At 59.0% G+C, this 16,225-nt stretch carries 21 protein-coding genes; 15 read left to right on the top strand and 6 right to left on the bottom strand.

Going from position 1 to position 16,225, the window contains the following annotated elements; genetic code table 11:
* Nucleotides 1-238: 238 nt before the first annotated feature.
* On the bottom strand, nucleotides 239-637 hold the full coding sequence (locus AACZ64_RS09650; RefSeq protein WP_339639951.1) for a hypothetical protein: 399 nt from the start codon (nucleotides 635-637) through the stop codon (nucleotides 239-241).
* A gap of 170 nt (nucleotides 638-807) precedes the next feature.
* Between AACZ64_RS09650 and AACZ64_RS09645 the strand changes: the two genes are divergently transcribed.
* Nucleotides 808-1,116, top strand: coding sequence for a DUF736 domain-containing protein (locus AACZ64_RS09645; protein WP_293614210.1), 309 nt, complete (start codon nucleotides 808-810; stop codon nucleotides 1,114-1,116).
* A 46-nt stretch (nucleotides 1,117-1,162) separates the two neighbouring features.
* Here the strand turns inward: AACZ64_RS09645 and AACZ64_RS09640 are convergent, their stop codons facing one another.
* Nucleotides 1,163-1,453 (bottom strand): helix-turn-helix transcriptional regulator, encoded by a 291-nt coding sequence (locus AACZ64_RS09640; protein WP_076517543.1) that lies wholly within the window; start codon nucleotides 1,451-1,453, stop codon nucleotides 1,163-1,165.
* Nucleotides 1,454-1,557: 104 nt separating this feature from the next.
* Here AACZ64_RS09640 and AACZ64_RS09635 point away from each other — a divergent pair, with 104 nt between their 5' ends.
* The 11 genes from AACZ64_RS09635 to hxpB all read left to right on the top strand — a co-directional run bounded on the left by AACZ64_RS09635 (nucleotide 1,558) and on the right by hxpB (nucleotide 10,021).
* Nucleotides 1,558-1,701: a hypothetical protein gene (locus tag AACZ64_RS09635; RefSeq protein ID WP_293614211.1), complete on the top strand. Its 144-nt coding sequence runs from the start codon at nucleotides 1,558-1,560 to the stop codon at nucleotides 1,699-1,701.
* Between the two features lie 200 nt (nucleotides 1,702-1,901).
* Nucleotides 1,902-2,249: a DUF2958 domain-containing protein gene (locus AACZ64_RS09630; protein ID WP_293614212.1), complete on the top strand. Its 348-nt coding sequence runs from the start codon at nucleotides 1,902-1,904 to the stop codon at nucleotides 2,247-2,249.
* Between the two features lie 348 nt (nucleotides 2,250-2,597).
* A complete protein-coding gene (locus tag AACZ64_RS09625; RefSeq protein ID WP_293614213.1) occupies nucleotides 2,598-3,389 on the top strand; it encodes a DUF2285 domain-containing protein in 792 nt (263 codons plus the stop codon).
* An 83-nt stretch (nucleotides 3,390-3,472) separates the two neighbouring features.
* Nucleotides 3,473-3,763 (top strand): helix-turn-helix domain-containing protein, encoded by a 291-nt coding sequence (locus AACZ64_RS09620; RefSeq protein ID WP_293614214.1) that lies wholly within the window; start codon nucleotides 3,473-3,475, stop codon nucleotides 3,761-3,763.
* 14 nt (nucleotides 3,764-3,777) lie between these two features.
* Nucleotides 3,778-4,614, top strand: a complete 837-nt coding sequence (locus AACZ64_RS09615) for a replication initiator protein A (protein ID WP_293614215.1) — start codon at nucleotides 3,778-3,780, stop codon at nucleotides 4,612-4,614.
* A gap of 250 nt (nucleotides 4,615-4,864) precedes the next feature.
* Nucleotides 4,865-5,503, top strand: coding sequence for a ParA family partition ATPase (gene parA / locus AACZ64_RS09610; protein WP_293614373.1), 639 nt, complete (start codon nucleotides 4,865-4,867; stop codon nucleotides 5,501-5,503).
* Nucleotides 5,500-5,751 (top strand): chromosome partitioning protein ParB, encoded by a 252-nt coding sequence (locus AACZ64_RS09605; protein ID WP_293614216.1) that lies wholly within the window; start codon nucleotides 5,500-5,502, stop codon nucleotides 5,749-5,751. The genes parA and AACZ64_RS09605 overlap by 4 nt, the downstream gene beginning before the upstream one ends.
* A gap of 35 nt (nucleotides 5,752-5,786) precedes the next feature.
* Entirely contained in the window at nucleotides 5,787-6,281 is a 495-nt protein-coding gene (locus AACZ64_RS09600; RefSeq protein ID WP_293614374.1) for a DUF2840 domain-containing protein, read from the top strand.
* Between the two features lie 35 nt (nucleotides 6,282-6,316).
* Nucleotides 6,317-6,832, top strand: a complete 516-nt coding sequence (locus AACZ64_RS09595) for a S26 family signal peptidase (protein ID WP_293614375.1) — start codon at nucleotides 6,317-6,319, stop codon at nucleotides 6,830-6,832.
* A gap of 406 nt (nucleotides 6,833-7,238) precedes the next feature.
* Entirely contained in the window at nucleotides 7,239-9,191 is a 1,953-nt protein-coding gene (locus AACZ64_RS09590; protein ID WP_293614217.1) for a relaxase/mobilization nuclease and DUF3363 domain-containing protein, read from the top strand.
* A gap of 179 nt (nucleotides 9,192-9,370) precedes the next feature.
* Nucleotides 9,371-10,021 (top strand): hexitol phosphatase HxpB, encoded by a 651-nt coding sequence (gene hxpB, locus AACZ64_RS09585; protein WP_293614218.1) that lies wholly within the window; start codon nucleotides 9,371-9,373, stop codon nucleotides 10,019-10,021.
* A 101-nt stretch (nucleotides 10,022-10,122) separates the two neighbouring features.
* Here hxpB and AACZ64_RS09580 read toward each other — a convergent pair whose 3' ends face one another.
* Nucleotides 10,123-10,287 (bottom strand): hypothetical protein, encoded by a 165-nt coding sequence (locus AACZ64_RS09580; protein ID WP_293614219.1) that lies wholly within the window; start codon nucleotides 10,285-10,287, stop codon nucleotides 10,123-10,125.
* 192 nt (nucleotides 10,288-10,479) lie between these two features.
* A complete protein-coding gene (locus tag AACZ64_RS09575; protein WP_293614220.1) occupies nucleotides 10,480-11,907 on the bottom strand; it encodes a PLP-dependent aminotransferase family protein in 1,428 nt (475 codons plus the stop codon).
* Between the two features lie 175 nt (nucleotides 11,908-12,082).
* On the opposite strand from AACZ64_RS09575, the gene AACZ64_RS09570 reads away from it, so the two are divergent.
* Genes AACZ64_RS09570 through panB form a run of 3 tightly spaced genes read left to right on the top strand, consistent with a single transcriptional unit; the run spans nucleotide 12,083 to nucleotide 14,360 of the window.
* Nucleotides 12,083-12,877 carry a PhzF family phenazine biosynthesis protein gene (locus AACZ64_RS09570; RefSeq protein ID WP_293614221.1) on the top strand — a complete coding sequence of 265 codons (795 nt, stop codon included), beginning with the start codon at nucleotides 12,083-12,085 and terminating at the stop codon, nucleotides 12,875-12,877.
* Between the two features lie 42 nt (nucleotides 12,878-12,919).
* Nucleotides 12,920-13,528 carry a 2-hydroxychromene-2-carboxylate isomerase gene (locus tag AACZ64_RS09565; RefSeq protein ID WP_293614222.1) on the top strand — a complete coding sequence of 203 codons (609 nt, stop codon included), beginning with the start codon at nucleotides 12,920-12,922 and terminating at the stop codon, nucleotides 13,526-13,528.
* Between the two features lie 49 nt (nucleotides 13,529-13,577).
* Nucleotides 13,578-14,360, top strand: a complete 783-nt coding sequence (gene panB, locus AACZ64_RS09560; RefSeq protein ID WP_293614223.1) for a 3-methyl-2-oxobutanoate hydroxymethyltransferase — start codon at nucleotides 13,578-13,580, stop codon at nucleotides 14,358-14,360.
* A 100-nt stretch (nucleotides 14,361-14,460) separates the two neighbouring features.
* Here panB and AACZ64_RS09555 read toward each other — a convergent pair whose 3' ends face one another.
* Entirely contained in the window at nucleotides 14,461-15,090 is a 630-nt protein-coding gene (locus AACZ64_RS09555; protein WP_293614224.1) for a LysE family translocator, read from the bottom strand.
* A gap of 130 nt (nucleotides 15,091-15,220) precedes the next feature.
* Complete coding sequence (locus AACZ64_RS09550) at nucleotides 15,221-16,222, bottom strand: lipid A deacylase LpxR family protein (protein WP_293614225.1); 1,002 nt, start codon at nucleotides 16,220-16,222, stop codon at nucleotides 15,221-15,223.
* Nucleotides 16,223-16,225 lie beyond the last annotated feature (3 nt).

Raw genomic sequence — 16,225 nt, 5'->3', positions numbered from 1 at the left:
GGTCGTGTGCAGTCAAGGCGCGCCGGGCGTGTCCTCGCCTGTGCCTGTCGGCTGAAGTTACCCGGCGCTGGTTTCCTGGACGGCACCCGTCCGCGCGCTCTCCGCCGTCGCGGGCGATGAACTCGGGAAAGACGGTGGCAACACAGCCGCCAGACATTTGAGTAGATATCTGGGTTGGTTTATGGGGTGACAAGGCAAGTGGGCTCCGAATCTGGGAATTCGGTGGTATCAAGTCGATTCAGTCTTGTATGCCCACCCTGGCGAAAGCGACATGCCGTGACCGGATCCACCTTGCCGTGACGGGTTGTGTGTTGCCCGGTAGCCCCGGATGCTGGTGATGGGGCATAAACCGTGAGCGGGTGTGTATCACCAATGCGGGGGAGGCCTGCCTGGCGTGACTGTCCGGTCCGAGCTGCAACATCGGTTGCGAAGGATGGAGGACGTTCTTCGCATGTCCTGGAGCCATGGACTGACGTGAACGGGTGACAACGGATACCGGTATCGCTGTGCCGCGGAATACCGGGCAGGCCATTACCCCTTTTGGGTCAGGTCGGCCCAATGCGTCCTTGGTTCGTTTTGAATCCTGGCGAAGGTGCGGCTGCGCCTCGGGCTCAATGGCCGCAACCCTCCGGCGCAAAGAATGTTCCCCGGCGCTGGGCGCCTTCCTCGCGCAACAAATTCTTTGCGCCTCCCGGTCCTCCACGCTGTTGCGGCCGCTGCGCGGTGCGGCCCGCCCGACCCACGCCGGCCGGATCACAACAAGGACGCGATGGGCGCGACCTTGGCAACCCGAAAGGAGTACACATCATGGCCAACATCGGCACCTTCACCGCAGAGAAAGACGGCTTCACCGGCATCCTCCGCACCCTGGCGCTCAACGTCAAGCTCAAGTTTGTCCCCAACGACAAGGGCAGCGAGAACGCTCCCGACTACCGCCTTCAGGCAGCCAACGGCCTGGAAGTCGGCGCGGCCTGGCAGAAAGTCAGCCAGGCGGAGCGACCCTACCTGTCGGTAACCCTGGACGACCCCTCATTCCCCGCCACCGTCTACGCCCGCCTCATCGAGGGCGAGGACGGAAAGCACAACCTGCTGTGGTCCCGGAACAAGGGCGAGTGATCGTCACGGCTTGCGCCCCGCCCTTCGTGGCGGGGTTTTCCGTGTGTCAGGATTCGGGATTCGCCAGGCGTCGCTCGGTGTCCGCCATCAGTTCGGCGGAGCTGCATTCCAGTGCCCGTGCGATTTTGAGAATCAGGGCCAGCGTCGGCATGTGCTCGCCGCGTTCGACTTTCCCCAGGTGAGAGCGTTCCACGTCCGCCAGATGGGCGAGGGTTTCCTGAGCCACGCCCCGTTCCGTGCGCAGGGCACGCACGGCCTCGCCGAAAGCCCGTGCCGGCTCGGCTTCATAGGTGGTGGCGCCGGTTGGGCGGCCGCGTTGGATTGGACGCTTCTTCATACATGAGAGCGTCGTCTCGCGGCATAATAAAAACCACGTTAAAGATAACTCATTTGTAGTTTTCAGCCTATGATGGAAGGGGTTTAGTAACAGGGCCTCTTTTTATGCGTACAGACGTAAATGTGGAAAACCGCTTTGGTGGGGATGCCGGATTACGATTTGCCGGATTCGTGGTTTTGCTGATTTCCGTAGATCCTGCTTTGTATCTTTGGGCAAAACCCCGTTTGCGCATTCGTGCCTTGTGGTAAAGGCGCAAGTCCGGTTTCGTGCATTTCAGGATCGCCTTCCTGGTTCATTCCACAGCGAACAGTGCGCGAGCCTGGCGCTCGCCGCTTGCCGTCAACCCCGGCCCGCACCGGACCGTGTTGGGGTATGACGGCCACGCGGCCTGTCCGCGCCTGGTGTCGCCTCGCTCCGCCGTGGAGCGAACCCATCAGAGGAAGCGACCATGAAAACACTCATCACCGAACAACAACGCACCCAACTTCTGGCCAACGGCCAGGCCCACGCCGAGGGTCGGGACATTGATCCGCCGCCGGTGGTCAAGCTGTTCACGCCGGATGCCCAGGCCACCTGGCTGCTGACGGAACTTGATCCCGAGGACGGGGATACCGCCTTCGGCCTGTGCGACCTGGGGCTGGGCATGCCGGAACTGGGCAGTGTGCGTCTCTCCGAATTGTCCACCATCCGCGGGCCGCTCGGCCTACCGGTGGAGCGTGACCTGCACTTCATATCCAGGCGCACCCTCTCTGAGTACGCGGCGATGGCCCGCGAGAACGGGTCGATCCTGGATTGATCGGCCCTGCCAGCCCGCTGTCGCGGGCTGGCAACAGCACTGCCTTGAAGGGATTGTTGTGACTTTTTCGGTCTGACGCCAGACCTCAGGCGCAATACTCCGTATTGTTGTTCCAGTAGCGTGCAGCCAAGACGAAAAGAGTCAGGATGTTTGTGGCGAGATGGGGCAGGGTATTCGGTGCTCGCGGAAAAGGGTTTCGCGTAGCCGTCGCATTCGGACGATCCGCACAATGCCCAGGAGCCAATCGGACTTGACGCACGCCCTTGACGAAGCAGGCAGGATTATACGCCGATAACGCAGTAGCTCCCTCCGACAGAACCGCCGACTTCGCGCGACGTATCCCGCTGAATGACAGGGAGGAGCCGCGTCGTGGCCAAGTCCGGCGAGCATTGGCACCCCGGTGTCGCCTATCTCTACGTCCTGCATCTTGATGGGCCGGCACTGGCCTGGGAGTACCTGCGCCGTCACCCCGACTACCGGCGCGACTGGTCGGGCCGTCGTCGTCATGCCGATGCGGCGGCACGCTGGGGGCTGCGCCTGTTGGAAGATCCTGCCCTGGATGCGCGAGATGCACAGCCTGTGTGGTGTCCCGATCACGCCGGTATGATCCAACTCCATCCCGATCTTGATCCGCCACTAGGTGACGAGGGCTTCGACCTGTGGCGGCTTCCCGGGCGCAAGCGCCTGGTCCATGACGGGCGTCGGTTGTTGGTGGCCACACGCTGGGCCGGCAATTGTCTGCGCCTGGCTATTGCACCCGGCCTGCGGGAGGGAATGGCCTACGTCTGCGCGGCGCGCGCCTCGGCATGCCGCAACCTGGCCAACGAAGCCGAAAAATTGGTGGTGGGCGCGGTGACCAACGCGGTGGCCTGTGCCCGTCCCTCGGCGACCGAACTACTGGAGCTTCACACCCTGCAGGCCCTCGACGGGGTTCTGGCCGGCGCGTCCCTACGCGCCGTGGCCGCTGTACTTTTTGGTGCGACCACCGTTGCCCGTGAATGGCATGCTGACAGTGCGCTCCGTGCCCGGGTGCGCCGCCTGGTGCGTCGCGGCCGTGGCCTGATGCGGGGCGGTTACCGCAAGCTGGTATCACCTTCCCTTGAAGGGGGACGTTCCGGTTCACCCACAGATCGTCCCTGAGCAGGGAGTCTCGCTTTCTCCAGACTGTCTCCATCCGGCCACAACAACGTGGCCACCGACCAAGACCGATGGAGAACCCTGTCATGAGACCCACGCCACTACGGCCTTCAGCCGCCCCCGCTGCCACGCAGCAAGTCGTTCCTCCTTCCCGCTATCTCACCAACGATGAGGCCGCGGACTACCTGCGCCTGTCACCACGGACGCTGGAAAAACAGCGCGTCATTGGCGGCGGCCCGCGATTTCGCAAGTTCGGCCGTCGGGTGATGTACGCGGTCAGTGACCTGGATGCCTGGGCCGATGCCCGCAGCTACGAGGCGACCTGTGATCCCGAGTATGTCGAACGCCACGCCGGCGACAGCCGCCATGAACGCTGAACGCACGTCCAACCATGATGCGCTCCGCAAGCCCGGGCAACGGGCGGGAACAGCTCGATCTGTTCCGCGCCTTGCCGGGGGAGATGGCGATCCGCGACGCCCAGGACCTGATGGCCTATCCGTTCTTTTCGCTGGCCAAGTCGCGGCGCACCGTGCCCATCGACTTCCGCTCCGGGCCGGTCACCGTGCGGGTGGAGGGCACGGGAGCGCACGGTATCGCCACCATCTGGGATGCCGATATCCTGATCTGGGCGGCCAGTCAGATTGTCGAGGCCTGCGATGCAGGTATCCGGCCATCACGACGAATGAGCGCCACACCCTACGAGATCCTGCGCTTTATCGGGCGGGGTACATCGCGGCGCGACTACCAACGCCTGAGGGCCGCGCTGGATCGCCTGCAATCCACCACGGTGGCCACCTCGATCCGCGAGACCACCGGGCGGCGCCTGCACCGTTTCTCGTGGATCAACGAGTGGAAGGAATGCGCGGATGTCCATGGACGACCGCTTGGCATCGAACTGATCCTGGCGGACTGGTTCTTCGCTGGCGTATTGGACGAGGCCCTAGTGCTTACCATCGATCCGGCGTATTTCCGGCTGACCGGCGGTATCGAGCGCTGGCTGTACCGCCTGGTGCGCAAGCACGGCGGCCGCCAGCCCGCGGGATGGCGATTCGATTTCCCGTACCTCCACCGCAAGTCGGGCAGCCTGGCTCGGCCCAGCGATTTTGCCTGCGATCTGCGCGCGTTGGTTATGCGGCAGTCGCTGCCGGGGTATGTGCTGTCCATCGAGCGCCGACCCGGTTCGCCGGAAATTCTGGTGTTTCGGCCTGTGCCGCGCATGACACGTTGATAACTGCGGGACAAGCTGTGAACGGTCTCGTGCTATCGGGCGTACTGGCCTTCGTGCTATCGGGCGCAAGCAGCTCGTGCCATCAGGCGTACGCATTCTCCGCCAGCTCAATGACCACGCGGCTTGCGCTTCTCTCTAACGTAATACCTAACAATCAATATATTGATTTAACAATTTATTACCCCTTGGGGCAGTGGATAAATCGAACGGGTTTCCCCAAACGGTACGATGCATCGGGGAAGGTGCCGACATGATCATCGCCCTGCTCAACCAGAAGGGCGGTGTGGGCAAGACCACACTCGCTACCCATATCGCCGGGGAGCTCGCACTGCGCGGTCAACAGGTCATCCTGCTGGATGCCGATCCTCAGGGCTCGGCCCTGGATTGGATACAGCGGCGCAGCCAGCTAGGGCTGCCCCGTTTGTTCAGTGCGGTGGGGCTCGCCCGGGAAACCCTGCACCAGGAGGCGCCGGAGCTTGCCCGGCGTTGCGATCACATCGTTATCGATGGCCCGCCCCGCATTGCCGCAATTGCCCGTTCCGCGCTGATGGCTGCAGAGCAGGTGCTGATCCCCGTGCAACCCAGCCCCTACGATCTGTGGGCCAGTGGCGAGATGGTGGCACTGATCCGCGAGGCGCAGGTGTTCCGGCCACACCTGGCCGCGGCTTTTGTGATCAACCGGCGCGTGGTGCGCACGGTGATCGGCCGCGAAGCCCGTGGCACTTTGGATGAACAACCTTTCCCGGCACTGGCCACCGAGGTGTGCCAGCGTATCGTCTTTGCCGACAGCGTGGCAGCAGGTCGCCTGGCCCGGGAGACTGCACCGGACAGTATGGCGGCCCGTGAGATTGCCGTCCTGGCCGATGAACTGCTGCGGAGGGTGCCATGAGTGGAAAAGGCTGCAAACGCGTTGCCATCGGCGCACGTCCGCCGGCCGATCCCAATGCCGAAGCCTGGATACGCCAGGGCGATGCCAACGCCGTGCAAAAGGGAGAGCTCTACACCGCCCGGCTGACACTGGATGTGACGCCGGCGATGCGCGCCCGTATCAAGGTGTCGGCCTTCACCCGGAACACCACGGTGGCGGAATTGCTGCGTGCATTGCTGGAGCGCGAGTTTCCGGAGGAGGGCGCATGATGCTGGACGAGTCACCCGCGAACAACTTGCTGTCGATGCCGCCTCGGGCATTCACCGCGCCGAACGGCGACGCACCCTTGACCCGCGTCTCGCTGCTCTACATCGAGCAACATATCAACCTGTACCTGCGCTTCGGTTGCCCATTGCGGGTTCACCAGATTGATCGGTGGCGACGCTGCGCGGTGTTTCCCCCGGCGCAGCTATTTTGCCGCATCCGTTGGGAGTCGAACGACTACGGCACCACGCGCTGGCAACTGATGGTCCTGCAAAGCGGCCGACCGCAAGAGGGTATGCAGCGGGTGCGTGGTGTGCGACCCGGCGCACACATCCTGCTGAACGTCGAGGGCGAGCGAAATGTGCGCGCAGTCTTGTCCCAGATCGACGTCATCGAAGCACAATGCATTGAGCCTGCTGATGTCTCTCCGACGTATTGGCGCTTGTTGAGCAATCGTCTCGCCGCACGACAGCCGCTACCCGGTTATGACGCCAACCGCCATGCAGCCTGGTTGGCGGGGAGGGCGCTGCAATGACACTGGAAACTGCTGTGAACTCCCGTTCACGTCGCATGGCGTGTGTCACTGTTCTGGTGCTAATGGCAGCCGGTTTGGCCGCACTGGTCTGGGCGGCATTCACGCCGTCAAAAGCACGGGTGGTCTACAACGCCTCTGACAGTGTGCCGATCGGCTGGTATCACATAACACTGCTTGGTACGGACGTAAATGCGATACCGGTGGACAGCATTGTGTTGGTTGATTTGCCTGATGCTGTTGCGGTACTGGCGGATCAACGTGGCTACCTGCCTTTGGATGTACCGCTGCTGAAACGGGTCGGTGCGGCAGCACCGCAGCATGTCTGTATTGAGAGTGGCCGCGTGCGCATTGATGGCGCACCCGTGGCCCAGGTGTTGCTCATTGATGCACAGGCTCGCCCATTGCCTTCCTGGACGCGATGCCGTCAGCTTGTTGAGGGCGAACTATTCCTGCTCAGCACCACCAATCTGGCCTCCTTCGACAGCCGCTATTTTGGTCCTATCGATAGGGCAAACGTGATTGGCGTGGCCCACCGACTCGACCTGGAGTGACCAGCGTGAAAGCGAAAGTTGGAACAATTGTCATGCTCTTTTCGTGTTACTGCCGCTGTCGCAAGGGTGCAGTCGCGCCAACCGAAATGCGGCAGTCCCCTGTGCAGATATCTTGCCCCGAGCGCCCTCCACCGTTGGCGGGGCCGACGCTCGCCGGCGACCGGCCGTCACGCATTGCAGCGTCACCGGGGCATCGCGTCCCCGAGCCTAGAGGCCGGGGAAGAATGCAGGGCAAGATAAAAGGTCGCGGCACCTTGGCTCGCGAAAAGGCAGTCTGCACATGGGGTGGACGCGGCACGCGCCTGGAGTGTGTAGCGTGCCGTGGAAAGTGCCAATGCCACGTCCGCACTGGTATAGCCGCGTGTCACTTGCCCCCCCTATTGCTGGACTTCGCTGGAGGTTCCCCATGAGTCGGCGCCGCAATGACGAGGGCGAGCAGTTCAAGGTCAGGCCCAACGCACCGAAAAATCGCGGCCAAACCTTTATCAACTCGGTCATCAAGCAAGCCAGCAAGGCGGGGTCCCGGGCTCGCAAGGGAGGTGGCCGTCCAGGGGCGCGACTGGGCCGTGGCCATGTTGCCGCCCGCTTTGCCGGGCAGTCCCTGGCGCCCAATGCCCGGCGCGTCACCATCAAGACCCGGCTGGTGAACCTCTCCAAAGCGGGGAAGCGTTCCACCATCACCCATCTGCGCTATATCGAGCGTGAAGGCGTAGGCCGTGACGGGCAACAGGGCAGGGCCTACAGTGCCCTGAGTGACGATACCGACCTCGCCGACTTCGAGCAGCGCGGCCGTAAGGATCGCCATCAGTTCCGCTTTATTGTTTCACCCGAGGATGCGGCGGAGCTGGAAGACCTGCACCGCTATACCCGCGACCTGATGCAATGCATGGAGCAGGATCTGGGTACGCAACTGGACTGGGTGGCGGTGGATCACTGGAATACCGACAACCCCCATACCCATATCGTCTTGAGAGGCAGGGATGACCAGGGCAAAGACCTGATTATCTCGCGTGACTATATTGCCCACGGCATGCGACGACGCGCCTGTGAACTGGCCACCGGTTGGCTGGGGCCGCGCACCGAGCTGGAGATCCAGCACAGTCTGCAACAGGAGGTCGAACAGGAACGCTGGACCGGCCTGGATCGTACCCTGAAGCGCGAGGCAGAGGACGGCCTGCTCGATATGCAAAAGCTTGCTGAGCCACACCTGAAACGTCAGCGCCTTTTATTGATTGGTCGGCTGCAGCGTTTGCAGCGCATGGGGCTGGCGAGCGAACGGCAGCCCGGTGGCTGGAGGCTCCATCCAGAAGCGGAGCGGACACTGCGAACGATGGGGGAGCGGGGCGACATTATCCGCACCATGCAGCGAGCCATGAGCGGAAGGCAGCGTGAACTGGACGTGTTCGAACCCGGTGAGGATGAAAGACCCATTATCGGTCGTGTCGCGGCCAAGGGACTCGCCGACGAATTGAACGACCGTGGTTATCTGGTGCTCGATGGCATCGACGGCAAGGCCCATTACGTGGCGCTGCCTGCCAAGGTGGAACTGGGAGAGTTCCCCATGGGTGCCGTGGTTGAAGCAACAGGTGTTGGCAAACTCCGCGCAGTGGATCGAGATATTGCCGTACTGGCCGAGGAGGGTTTGTACCGTATGAACCCGGATCAGATTCAACAGACTTTGAATACTCCTGGACGTGATCCTGAAGACGTACTGACCTCCCATCGCCGCCGACTGGAAGCCTCCTTGCGCCGCGCTGGCATTGTGGAGCGCCTGGGCGACGACGTCTGGCGCGTACCGGCCGATCTACCGGAGCAGGGTCGGCAATACGATCGACAGCGCAGTGGTGGTATTGCCGTGACCCTGAAATCCCACCTTCCCATCGAACGGCAGGCCCGGGCCATAGGTGCCACCTGGTTGGATCAGCAACTGATAAACGGCAGGGATGTCGGTGGTGGTCAAGGCTTCGGTGCCGAGGTGGGCAAGGCCCTGCAACAGCGAGCCGACTTCCTGGTGGAAGAAGGCCTCGCGGAGAAACGAGGCCGCCGCGTGATTCTCGCACGCAATCTACTGTCGACGCTGCGCAATCGGGAGTTGGCCAGGACTGCGCAGGGCATCACAGCGGAAACCGGCTTGGAGTATCGACAGCCCTCCAATGGTGAGCGGGTCAGTGGCATCTACCGCCGCAGTCTGATGCTTACAAGTGGCCGCTTCGCCATGCTGGACGATGGCATGGGATTCAGCCTGGTGCCCTGGAAACCGGTGATTGAACAGCGACTGGGACATCAGGTCGCCGCGACGGTAAGTGGTGGTAGAGCTTCATGGGAAATTGGGTGGAAACGTGGATTATCTATCGGTTAGCTGATCGGCAACTCGTGAAGGTTAGACAAAATAAGCAAGGGTAGACAATCTCATCAGTGTTCACTGAAAATAGCTTCCCGGCCAAAGTTTGTACAAAGCCACCTCGGTCTCAAAGCCACTGTAACGTCAGAGTGGTGACCATGTAGGTTGTCGATTTAAGAAATAAGTGGGTTGTGAATATGAATGCCGTAATTTTTGACATGGATGGTCTGTTGATCGATTCCGAGCCATTTTGGACTAAAGCCGAGAGAATGGTGTTTTCCTCGGTGGGTGTAGATTTATCAGATTCGCTTTGTGAAAAAACTGCATCCATGACGACTAGAGAGGTAACTGAATTTTGGTATGATCGTTTTCCATGGAAGCACAAATCCATCGAAGCAGTTGAAAATGATGTCATTGACTGTGTTGACGAACTGATCAAAAAAGATGGTCGGCCGATGGCTGGTGTCAGGGAGTTACTAGACGATTTTCATAAAAGACAGTACAGGATTGGCCTATCCACGAACTCGCCTTTTCGATTGGTTGCATCCGTGATGGAAAAGCTAGATATAGGCCATTATTTTCAAAGCATTTCCTCTTCTGAGCATGTCGAAAGTGGCAAGCCTGATCCGGCGGTATATCTGTCGACACTGACTAAGTTACAGGTCGATGCCAGTAATTGCATTGCCTTTGAAGATTCGGTTTCCGGTGTGTTAGCGGCTAAGTCGGCAGGCATAAAGGCGGTTGTCGTGCCGCCGAGGCACGATTTTGATAATCCGAAATATGATGTGGCTGATATAAAGCTACGAAGTCTTTCGGAATTCAATCTTAATTGCTTGACGATGGCTTAATGTTTCTGAAATAACTTTCAAAGAATTGCTGTTCGCAAGTATTGCCATGCTCAATGCATTTTGTTGCTAGAAGCAAACCTCCGCTCCTTAACTTTTCGTAGTCAATGGATATACCACCACCAAGGGTGCTTGGGTGGCGTGGTGTCAGTCACATCTTGGATAAAGAGAGCGGCGAATAATATGAAAACAGTCAGCAGCAACAGGCCTTTAAGCCATGTTGGTAAACGTTGTTTAGTTTGCGATTTTTGGGGATGCTCGTTATGCATCGTTCTCTCCCTGCGATGGATCAGCAGGCAAAGTCTGGTTGCATTCGCCCCGGTGGTATAGGGACAGTTAGCGCATATTGTGCTAGTACACAGATGCAAATAAATTAGCTGTTATGCATAACAGATTGGGGCATTCCTGATGAAGGATAGTGCCTGTTGTACCGATGCAGTAGTGCACAACGTCGCCTTTGGCTAGATGCTATTAACGTCTTTTCGAGTCACTAACGCCGCAAGGGTGGACAGGGCCTTCATCGCTGTTTCATCCCAGCGGCAGGCACAGGAAAGACGCATGAAATTCCGGTATTTCCGGCTCGCAGAAAAGATCGGCCCCGGGGCAATACTGATACCCCGCGCCATGGCTTGCTGGGCCAGTTCGAGGCTGTTGACGTCTTTGGGCAGTTCTACCCAGATGACAAACCCGCCCTCCGGTCGTGTGATGCGGGTGCCTTCCGGGAACAGCGCCATGACGGTGCCCGACATGCGAGAAACGGCGAGCGCATAGTCGTTTTTCACCTTGCGCAGGTGGCGTTCATACTGGCCACCCTCCAGCAGGGAGGCGACAGCGAGCTGGGGGATTGTGGGGGTGGCAAGATTGAGCACGTATTTCATGTACTCCACCTGTTGCTGGTGGCGTCCCGGTACGATCCAGCCGATGCGCAACCCTGGCGCTAGAGTCTTGGAAAACGAGCCGCAATACAGTACATCTCCGGCTGGCGATAGCGCCTTGCAGATGGATGGTCTCACGGTACTGAAGCCCAGGTCGCCATAGACATCATCTTCCACCAGAGGAATATCGTGGCTGGCCAGCAGCTCCACTAATCTGGTCTTGTGGTCGTCCGGCATGCAGCTTCCCAGGGGGTTGCTGAAGTTGGGTGTCACCGCGCAGGCCTTGATGGGCCACTGTTCCAGGGCAAGCTCAAGGGCCTCCAGGGAAATACCGGTGCGGGGATGGGTGGGGATTTCCAGGGCTTTCAGGCCGAGGTTATCGATGACCTGAAGCAGCCCGTAGAAGGTCGGTGATTCAACGGCCACCACGTCGCCGGGCTTGGTGACGGCCCGTAACGCCAGGGAGAGGGCTTCCTGGCAGCCGTTGGTGATCACGATCTCGTCGGGGTGAACGGGGCAACCCGCTTCCACCATGCGCCGGGCAATCTGTCGACGCAAGGCGGGCAGGCCGGGCGGGAATTCGTAGGCGGCAACACTGTCCCGGTGGAATCTTGCGGCCTGGGTGATGGCCCGCTCAATGGCGCGAACCGGCAGGAACGAGGCATCGGGTACAGCAGCTCCCAGCTGTATGACCGATGGGTCATGGGATGCCTTGCCCATATTGAGCACCAGGGCCTGCCCGTTGACAGGCACAGGCTTGTTGGGTGGTCTGGATGTCAACGGCTCCGGGGCCAGTGGCTGGGATTTTTCCCGCAGGTAATACCCGGAGCGGTTGCGCGCCCCGATCAGGCCGGCATCCTCCAAGTGACGGTAGGCGGTGATGACCGTCGCGATGCTGACGTTACGTTGCTTGCTGAGGGTGCGTACCCCCGGGAGTTTGTCGCCCGGTTGGTAGACGCCCCGCTCAATACCTGCCTTTAGCTCATCGGCGACCTGTTGATACAGTGTTTCCATTTGTGGGCTTTCCAATAGAGTTTAACCTGTACAGTTTGAACCTGTTTTTATCGGTACAGATTTTTTAAAAGTGAATCTGTAACGGATCAATATAATTGTTTTGAAACTGTACCGAAAAGAAAGGGGTGTTTACAGTGACTTTTAAGAATTTCCCGACGGTTTCACTGGAGTTCATATGCCCTGTCCCCTTTACATTGTCGATGCGTTTACTAGTGGCCCGTTCACGGGCAATCCTGCCGCTGTTTGCATTCTGACCGGCAGGGAGTCTCCCCAGTGGATGCAAAATGTGGCCGCCGAGATGAATCTTTCTGAAACGGCATTTACCTGGCATTTGCAAACCAATGAATGGGTACTGCGCTGGTTTACGCCCAGTTGCGAAGTCAATCTTTGTGGGCACGCCACCCTGGCCACTGCCCATGTGCTTTGGCAGCGCGGGGTTGGCCGTGACATGATTGACTTTCGTACCCGCAGTGGTCTGCTCTCTGCTACTCGCAAGGAGCATGTCATCAGGTTGGAACTGCCTGCGGATTCACCCGTGGAGCTTCCCCCGGATATGCAGGCGAGCATCTCAGACATTCTGGGCGTTCAGGCGGAATGGATTGGCCGGGGTGGTGAAGATGTGCTTGTCGTGTTCAAGCAGGCTGATGATGTGCGGGAACTGCAGCCTGACCTGGCCTTTCTGAAAACATTACCTTTTCGTGGCCTGATCGTCACGTCGCCGGGGGATGAGGATGGAGTGGATTGCGTTTCCCGGTTCTTTGCCCCCGCCGCTGGCATCCCGGAAGACCCGGTTACCGGGTCGGCCCACTGCCTGCTGGCAGTGTATTGGGGGCACCGTCTCGGGCGCAGGACGCTGCGGGGTTACCAGGCATCGGCCCGCACCGGAATCGTGGATATGGAACTGTCGGGTTCCAGGGTGATATTGAGCGGCTTGGCGAAGACAGTATTGACGGGCGAATTCCACGGTTGATTGGCGCAACGTTTTTTCATATTCAAGGAGGTTTAGGTAATCATGGCAACGACGATTCAGGTCTGGTTTGATTTTGCCAGCACCTACAGTTATCCGGCGGTAGTGCGGGCCACACAGCTGGCGGCGGCAAACGATATTTTGCTGCACTGGCGGCCCTTTATGCTGGGCGTGATTTTCAAGCAACAGGGCTGGAACGACTCGCCTTTCAATCTCTATCCCCCGAAAGGGCGATACATGTGGCGGGATATGGAAAGGCTGTGCGCAGCGCAGGGCATTCCCTTTCATAAGCCTACGCGGTTCCCCCGTAACGGCCTGCTGGCAGGCCGCATAGCCTGCCTTAACCAGGACGCCCCGTGGATAACCGCGTTTATCCAGGCGGTATACCGGGCCAACTTCGTCCATGACCAGGATATCGCGGATACCACTGTCATCGGCGAAATCCTCCACCAACTGAATGTGGATAGCGCGGGCGTTATTGCCCATGCTCTTTCGGAGGAGAGTAAGCAAAAGTTCAGGGACCAGACTGGTCAGGCTGTGGAACTGGGCATTTTCGGGTCACCCACCTTTATGATCGGTGATGAAATGTTCTGGGGTGGCGACCGACTGGCGGAGGCCATCGACTTTGCCATGGGACGATATTCCCGATTATGATCTCTGCGGTGTAATACCCGATAACGTTTCTTGATGGGAGTGAGCACCGATGAAACTGTCTGCAACTGATTTTGTGCAAATGAAAGGTTCGAGGCCAATTACCATGCTGACGGCCTATACCTGCCCGGTGGCGAGGGAGCTTGAGGCGGCAGGCATCCCCATTATTTTGGTGGGTGATACCGTGGGCATGGTGGAAATGGGGTTTGACAGTACCCGCGAGGTGACCGTGGAGCATATGGTTTACCACATAGGTGCTGTGCGCCGGGGTGCACTCAATACTCATATTATTTGCGATCTGCCCTTCGAGTCGGACAAAACACCTGAGCTGGCATTGGCTAACGCGAAACGACTGCTGGCTGCTGGTGCAGACAGCATCAAGTTGGAAGGCCCCAAGACCGACATTATTTCGTATCTGGTGGAGGAGGGTATTGCGGTGGTAGGACATACCGGCCTGTTGCCACAAACCGCCAATAGCTTTGCCAAAGTGGGGCGAAACGCCGAGGAAGCGCTACGGATTCAAAAGGAAGCGGCTGCGATTCAGGAAGCCGGCGCCTTTATGCTGGTGATCGAACATGTTCCCCACGACCTGGCTAACAGTATTACCCGGACATTGACCATCCCGACCATCGGCATTGGCGCCGGATCGGATTGCGATGGGCAGGTGCTGGTCATAAACGATGCCTTGGGTCTTGGAGACTACTGGCCGCCTTTCTCAAAGCAATACGCTCATGTTGGCCGGGAAATCCAGAAGGTGGCCCAGCGGTTTTCTCGGGAGGTAGAATCCAGGGAATTCCCTAACAATATTATCCAATTCACTGGCTCGAAAAAGTAATCGCCGAGTCGGATCAGCAGAATCGCTTCGGAAATAGCCTCGCGCAGGAAATATATCGCAGGCTCAAAGGATGTTTAATTAGGGCGATCCCATTGAGCCCTCAGGTTTTCACGAGAAGATAGCCCCCCGTGGCTATCATCATGGCGCCCGCTACCGGTTTTGCTTTGGTTTGAAAATACAATCTGCCGGATAGCTTCACCATCTTGCTGGCGGAGACTGCGTACAGAATCTTGACGCCACCAACAGCGAATAGGGTTATGCCAAAGATGGCGGCAATATCCACGCTACGCAGTGTGATGGGGTCAATAAACGCGGGAAAGAGACTGGCGTAGAAAAACACCGCCTTGATATCACTCAGCGTTAATAAAAATCCCGACAGGAAGCTTGCTGATGTGGCTCGCGCCCCGTTAGGTGGAACGCTCGGCTCCCCTTGGGGAACCCTGTGAGCGTGGTTCCTGATCAAGTTAAGGCCAAACCAAATCAGATAGCCTGCCGCCAGGTAGCGGATCACCACAAACAAAGCCCCCAACTGTTCCGACAATGCGCTCAAGCCGAGCAGTGCCATTGCTACAAAAACGAGGTCGCCGGCAACGACACCCAGAGAGGTGATAACACCCTGTTTGACACCCATCGTGGAGGCGCGTATCACCACCAGGGCGACACTGCTACTGGGAATGGCGGCGAGCAGGGTGATGATCGTTGCCAGGGCGATGGTGTTGTAGAAAGTCAAAAGACACCTTGTGGGTTGAGCAGGGTCGCTATGCTTCCAGGTTGCTCTTTACCTGCTATCCTGATTTTGGGTGCACGGTTCAATTCAATTCAACTCAATGCCCCTAAGCCCTAGATAGTGAGAAGTTACCTCAGAACTGTAGAGAAATAGCCAGTGAACCGAAATCGTCGCTCTCGCTCTGGCTGTCGAACTCCCTGGTTCGTATCACATGGGTATAACTCAGCCGGACGTTTCGCCACACCAGTACTGCACCGAATTGCAAGTCGCCCACCCAGTGCTTTTTCTCCACGCTGTAGCCGCTGCGAAAACTGTTGCCGTCGAGAAAAATGTTACGAGCCACGGCGCGCCCTTCTATCCCGGCGAATACATACCAGCCGATGTCGGGGCGCGGGACGAAACTGCTGGTACCGGTCAGGCCGGGCTGGATACGTGGCGGCCCGTAGTCGAGGGGTAGGTTGTCGCCATAGCGCAAGGTCAGCCCGGCGTTGCCATAGGTATGGATATTCCCCACCGTTGCGCCCATATGGGGTGTGATATCGAATTGGTTGCCCACCAGGGTGGTATCCACCAAAGCGCGCCAGTTACGCTGCCAGGCCAGGATTAATCCGGGTTCATTGCGCAACTGATGATCCCAGCCTTTGGGGTCATCGGCGTTCACCAGCCGGTGCACGGCCTTCTGGGTCTGTTCCGCCAGGGAAGCAGGGCCCACCACCCCCACAGTTAAAACCACCTGGTCGAGCTGAAGGCCGGTTTCCACCCCAAGGCCAACACTGCCGTAGAGCCAGCCGGCGTAGGGGCGTTCCCCGTCCGGCGGGTTTTCGAGGGTGATATCCCTGGGGGTATACATGTTCTGGCCGAACGAGTAGCCATGCAGCACCTGACCATCACGGGGGAACCAGGGAATAGCACCGGCAAGATCGAGCGCCCACTGAGGCGTTTCGGCCGAGCCCGGGATCCAACTCAACCGCACGCCATTGGTGTAGTGGCTGTCCCGGTTGTAGAAGGTGTCGTTCTCGTAGACGACACTCAGGGTACTGCCACGTTCCGGTACAGGCGCTGCCGTGCCCGCAACCACCCCGCTGGAAGCAGCAAGCGTGGACGCCAGGAGTAAAAGGTATGGATTTTTCCACATAGT

Origin of the sequence: uncultured Porticoccus sp., assembly GCF_963975625.1 — a bacterium.
GTDB lineage: Bacteria > Pseudomonadota > Gammaproteobacteria > Pseudomonadales > Porticoccaceae > Porticoccus.
The sequence above is the reverse complement of the archived record's forward strand: the minus strand, read 5'-3'. Positions and strand labels throughout refer to the sequence as shown.

Coding starts and splice junctions, on each gene's coding strand:
- AACZ64_RS09605 (WP_293614216.1), top strand. CDS start 5,500: ATGAGTGGAAAAGGCTGCAAACGCGTTGCCATCGGCGCACGTCCGCCG.
- AACZ64_RS09635 (WP_293614211.1), top strand. CDS start 1,558: ATGCGTACAGACGTAAATGTGGAAAACCGCTTTGGTGGGGATGCCGGA.
- AACZ64_RS09620 (WP_293614214.1), top strand. CDS start 3,473: ATGAGACCCACGCCACTACGGCCTTCAGCCGCCCCCGCTGCCACGCAG.
- AACZ64_RS09575 (WP_293614220.1), bottom strand. CDS start 11,907: ATGGAAACACTGTATCAACAGGTCGCCGATGAGCTAAAGGCAGGTATT.
- AACZ64_RS09580 (WP_293614219.1), bottom strand. CDS start 10,287: ATGCATAACGAGCATCCCCAAAAATCGCAAACTAAACAACGTTTACCA.
- AACZ64_RS09640 (WP_076517543.1), bottom strand. CDS start 1,453: ATGAAGAAGCGTCCAATCCAACGCGGCCGCCCAACCGGCGCCACCACC.
- AACZ64_RS09550 (WP_293614225.1), bottom strand. CDS start 16,222: ATGTGGAAAAATCCATACCTTTTACTCCTGGCGTCCACGCTTGCTGCT.
- AACZ64_RS09590 (WP_293614217.1), top strand. CDS start 7,239: ATGAGTCGGCGCCGCAATGACGAGGGCGAGCAGTTCAAGGTCAGGCCC.
- AACZ64_RS09625 (WP_293614213.1), top strand. CDS start 2,598: ATGACAGGGAGGAGCCGCGTCGTGGCCAAGTCCGGCGAGCATTGGCAC.
- AACZ64_RS09595 (WP_293614375.1), top strand. CDS start 6,317: ATGGCGTGTGTCACTGTTCTGGTGCTAATGGCAGCCGGTTTGGCCGCA.
- AACZ64_RS09565 (WP_293614222.1), top strand. CDS start 12,920: ATGGCAACGACGATTCAGGTCTGGTTTGATTTTGCCAGCACCTACAGT.
- panB (WP_293614223.1), top strand. CDS start 13,578: ATGAAACTGTCTGCAACTGATTTTGTGCAAATGAAAGGTTCGAGGCCA.
- hxpB (WP_293614218.1), top strand. CDS start 9,371: ATGAATGCCGTAATTTTTGACATGGATGGTCTGTTGATCGATTCCGAG.
- AACZ64_RS09645 (WP_293614210.1), top strand. CDS start 808: ATGGCCAACATCGGCACCTTCACCGCAGAGAAAGACGGCTTCACCGGC.
- AACZ64_RS09615 (WP_293614215.1), top strand. CDS start 3,778: ATGATGCGCTCCGCAAGCCCGGGCAACGGGCGGGAACAGCTCGATCTG.
- parA (WP_293614373.1), top strand. CDS start 4,865: ATGATCATCGCCCTGCTCAACCAGAAGGGCGGTGTGGGCAAGACCACA.
- AACZ64_RS09630 (WP_293614212.1), top strand. CDS start 1,902: ATGAAAACACTCATCACCGAACAACAACGCACCCAACTTCTGGCCAAC.
- AACZ64_RS09600 (WP_293614374.1), top strand. CDS start 5,787: ATGCCGCCTCGGGCATTCACCGCGCCGAACGGCGACGCACCCTTGACC.
- AACZ64_RS09570 (WP_293614221.1), top strand. CDS start 12,083: ATGCCCTGTCCCCTTTACATTGTCGATGCGTTTACTAGTGGCCCGTTC.